We start from the raw sequence: 244 nt of genomic DNA on the forward strand, positions 1-244 counted from the left end.
TGGGGACAACGACCAGCAATCCGGCCACCCTGACCGTGCGAAAGGCCGAGCCCCCCAAGGCCGTGCCTCTGCACCTGAACATCGCCAACCACCTGGCGAAAACCTATACCGTTCTGCTGTCCAACCTGCGGCCCCAGCTCCCGCCGGGGGCCAGCTGGGAAAACGCAACCTATGAGCTGACGAAAGTCGCCTTCACCCAGGAGGGGTATTACACGGCGGGCACGGCAAAAATCGTCCCCGGCGA

At 63.9% G+C, this 244-nt stretch carries 1 protein-coding gene; it reads left to right on the forward strand.

Going from position 1 to position 244, the window contains the following annotated elements; all coding sequences use genetic code 11:
- The coding region (locus D1646_RS21060; protein WP_160638329.1) for a hypothetical protein at window positions 1-244 on the forward strand (244 nt) is incomplete at both ends.

It is taken from the genome of Pseudoflavonifractor sp. 60, from assembly GCF_009911645.1.
GTDB lineage: Bacteria > Bacillota > Clostridia > Oscillospirales > Oscillospiraceae > Lawsonibacter.